This window comes from Nocardiopsis lucentensis DSM 44048, assembly GCF_000341125.1.
Classification (GTDB): domain Bacteria; phylum Actinomycetota; class Actinomycetes; order Streptosporangiales; family Streptosporangiaceae; genus Nocardiopsis; species Nocardiopsis lucentensis.
This window is the reverse complement of record NZ_ANBC01000175.1, coordinates 1-3,326: the sequence shown is the minus strand read 5'-3', so window position 1 is coordinate 3,326 and position 3,326 is coordinate 1. Positions and strand designations below refer to the sequence as shown.

The window sequence follows — 3,326 nt, the reverse complement described above, 5'->3', positions numbered from 1 at the left end:
CCCTGCCCGCCTACGGCCTGGCCCCCGTGGCGCTCGCCGCGCCGTGCGGGACCGTGGCGGGCGCCCTGCTGGCCGGGGCCGCCTGGTGGTGGGCGCGTTCGGCGGTCAGCCGTTGACCGCCTCCCCGCCGGCCCCGGACAGGGCGGCCTCGTCCACGCGGGCGAGGACCGCGAGGGGCGCGAGGGCCACCAGGGCCATGAGCGCGAACACCGCGCGCAGGCCCAGGAGTTCGGCGAGCACGCCGCCCAGGGCCGCGCCCAGGGGCATCGTCCCCCACGCCATGAGCCGGTAGACGCTGTTGACGCGGCCGAGCAGGGCGTCGGGGGTGACGCGCTGGCGCAGCGACACCGTGATGACGTTCCACACCGCGATGCTCACACCCCCCACGACGAACCCCGCCCCGATCACGAGGGGGTTCGCGCTCAGCGCGGGAACGCCGAGCAGGACGCCGAACCCAGGACCGACAGCCGCAGCGCCCAGGCCCGGCCGAGCACGCCTTCGACGCGGTCGGCGGTCAGCGCGCCGAGCAGGCTTCCCGCCGCCGTGCTGGTCAGCAGTAGTCCGTAGCCGGGCTCGGACAGCCCCATCGGGGAGCCCGGCCCCACCGCGAACAGCACCAGGATCGCGAAGGTCGCGCTGGTGGCCAGGTTGGAGGAGCCGACCAGGACCGCGAACGTGCGCAGCAGCCGGTGCCGCCACAGGAACCGCAGCCCCTCGGTGATGTCGGCGCGCAGGCTCGTGCGGGTGGCGCGCCCGACCCGGAACCGCCCCCGCACCAGCAGCAGCGCGCCCACGGCCACCAGCCACAGCGCGGCGGGCGCCGCGAAGGCCGCCACGGCGCCCAGCGCCACCAGCAGCCCGCCCAGGGGAGGGCCCGCGAACTGGTTCGCGGTCAGTTCGACCGCGTGCAGGCGCCCGTTGGCGCGGGAGAGCCGGTCGCGCGGGACCACCTGGGGCAGGATCGACTGCGCGGCGGTGTCGTGGACGGTCTCGGCGGCTCCGACGCAGAACGCCACGGCGTACAGCACCCAGATCGAACCGGCGTCCACGGACAGCAGTACGGCCAGCAGGCTCAGGAGCGCCGCGCGCGCGACGTTGGCGCCGAGCATCGCCGCGCGCCGGTCGACGCGGTCGGCGAGCGCCCCGGCGGGCAGGGCCAGCAGCAGCCACGGGAGGCTCAGCGCGATGGTGACGCCCGCGACGAGCGTGGGGGAGTCGGTGTGGGCCAGGGCGGCCAGCGGCAGGCCGACCTTGAGCACGCCGTCGGCCAGGTTGGACAGCGAGGACGAGGTCAGCAGGAAACCGAAGCGGGTGCCCAGAGGCCGGGACCCGGTGTCGGGGGAGGAGGTGTCGGGCCGAAGGGGGGTGTCATCGGTCATGGGTTGAGAATCACTGATCGATCGAGAAAATTCAATCGCCTTCCGGGCCGGCGTTCGCGGCCGCCCGCGCGTTCGTTAGGCTGTCGCCATGGGTGAGCTGGAGGACGGGCACGAGGCGGACCCCGCCGGAAGGCGGCGGCGTCCGGCGACCGTCCGCGAGGCCAAGGCCCTGGCGCATCCGCTGCGCGTGCGCATCCTGCGGCTGTGCCTGCACCGCGAGCTCACCAACAAGGAGATCGCCGACCGGCTCGACACCACGCCGGGCACGGTGCTCTACCACGTGCGCCAGCTCGTCGACGCGGGCCTGCTCGTCGCCGCGCCCGTGCGCACCGGCGCCAGCGGCGCGCTGGAGAAGCCCTACCGGTCCACGGGTGAGACCTGGTGGCTCTCCTTCACCGGCGTCGGGGGCGAGTCCGAATCCCCTCCCGCCGCGGCGCCCCTGGCCGCCTTCCAGGAGGAGCTGGGCGAGGCCGGTCCGGAGTCGGTGCGCACGTTCTCACGGTTCGCCCTGCACCTGTCCGACGAGGACGTGGCGGAGCTCGACCGGCGCATCGTCGCCGTCCTGGACGAGTTCGTGGCCACCGACGACCAGCGCCGGGACCGGCCCCTGCACAGCGGACTGTTCGTCCTGCACCGGCCCGCCGAGTACTGACCGACGGTGGGACCGAGGCCGTACGGCTGCCTCGGGTAACGTGAACGGCGGTCACGCGGCCCCCGGCCCTCGCCGCTGCTATGGTCCTGGCCGTGGTGTACGAACCCAACGCGCTCCTGGGCCGCCTCGTCGGCTGCCGCCTGTACTCGGCGCAGTTCGTCCTGGACTACGTCCAGCTGTGGTTCGACAGTGAGGCGTCCCGCGACGAACCCCTGCTCACCTGCGACGTCCTCCCGGACGTGGCGCTGGAGGGGCGGTGGTTCACCCCCGCGGAGCCAGGATGGTCCGACGCGCTGCTCACACTCATCGAGCGGAGGGTGACCGCCACCCACGAGGCGACCGGCATCGGGCTCGGGCTCGACTTCGCGAGCGGTGCGATCCGGCTCCACCCCGCCGAGAACGACCTCGTCGGGCCGGAGATCGCGATGCTCAGCGGCTTCGCCGACCGCCGTTGGATGGTCTGGCGCCCCGGCGAGGAGGCCTTCGAGGACCTTTAGCCGCGCGCGGCGGCCGGACCGTCCTTCGCGGCCGTACGGCCGGTGTGATCCACGCGACTGGCGGGATGGATACACCGGGGGGTATGCTTACGTCCAAGCGGTGAAAGGACACAGATGAAACCCGAAATGGTGGGTGACGCCCTCACCAGGCTCAAGCGCGCCCAGGGGCAGCTCTCCGGAGTGATCTCGATGATCGAGGAGGGTGAGGACTGCGCCGCGGTCCTGCAGCAGTTGGCGGCCGTCTCCCGCGCTCTCGACCGGGCCGGGTTCAAGATCGTCGCCAGCGGTATGCGGCACTGCAACGCCGCCCGCGAGGCCGGTCAGGAGCCCGAACTCACCGAGGCCGAGCTGGAGAAGCTGTTCCTGGCCCTGGCCTAGGGTTTCGCGGGCCTGCCCGTGTCCCCGGAGTGTCTCACGCTCCTTCCTCAGCCGGTCTCGTGCGGAGTTCGGTACAAGTCCATCCATGGCTTTCGGATACTCCCCCTAGTATGTTGGGGGCTCGCGGACGCCACGGCGGGGGAGGCCGGCCGCCGCCCGTTCCCTTCCCGCGTCCAGGGTTCCGTGTGTTTTCTGGATACCCCCCGGTGTACCAAGGGCCGGGGTTCGACAGCACCTTCGAGGAGAACCATGACCGACAACACCATCGACGTGCACGCCGTGCGCAGCATGGTCGAGGCCGACCCCGACGCCCTGCTGGTGGACGTGCGGACTCCCGCCGAGTACGAGAGCTCCCACATCCCCGGCGCGGTCAACCTTCCGCTCCAGCGCGTGGACGCGCACCTGGAGCGCATCGTCACC

Annotated in this window: 6 protein-coding genes; 4 read left to right on the top strand and 2 right to left on the bottom strand. The window is 72.7% G+C overall.

Going from position 1 to position 3,326, the window contains the following annotated elements; all coding sequences use genetic code 11:
- Positions 1–105: 105 nt before the first annotated feature.
- Both D471_RS42460 and D471_RS33220 read right to left on the bottom strand, forming a co-directional pair.
- The gene (locus tag D471_RS42460) at positions 106–378 is read right to left on the bottom strand and encodes a hypothetical protein (RefSeq protein ID WP_338045321.1); all 273 of its coding nucleotides are present in this window, start codon (positions 376–378) and stop codon (positions 106–108) included.
- Positions 379–422: 44 nt separating this feature from the next.
- A complete protein-coding gene (locus D471_RS33220; protein ID WP_338045320.1) occupies positions 423–1,379 on the bottom strand; it encodes an MFS transporter in 957 nt (318 codons plus the stop codon).
- Between the two features lie 88 nt (positions 1,380–1,467).
- Here D471_RS33220 and D471_RS0105765 point away from each other — a divergent pair, with 88 nt between their 5' ends.
- The 4 genes from D471_RS0105765 to D471_RS33210 form a co-directional block, all read left to right on the top strand.
- The gene (locus tag D471_RS0105765) at positions 1,468–2,031 is read left to right on the top strand and encodes an ArsR/SmtB family transcription factor (protein WP_017597749.1); all 564 of its coding nucleotides are present in this window, start codon (positions 1,468–1,470) and stop codon (positions 2,029–2,031) included.
- A gap of 92 nt (positions 2,032–2,123) precedes the next feature.
- Positions 2,124–2,528, top strand: a complete 405-nt coding sequence (locus D471_RS33215) for a hypothetical protein (RefSeq protein ID WP_206538923.1) — start codon at positions 2,124–2,126, stop codon at positions 2,526–2,528.
- A gap of 126 nt (positions 2,529–2,654) precedes the next feature.
- Positions 2,655–2,906: a metal-sensitive transcriptional regulator gene (locus tag D471_RS0105755; protein WP_017597747.1), complete on the top strand. Its 252-nt coding sequence runs from the start codon at positions 2,655–2,657 to the stop codon at positions 2,904–2,906.
- A gap of 249 nt (positions 2,907–3,155) precedes the next feature.
- Positions 3,156–3,326 (top strand): rhodanese-like domain-containing protein (locus D471_RS33210; RefSeq protein ID WP_017597746.1); only part of this gene is annotated, 171 nt, incomplete at its 3' end.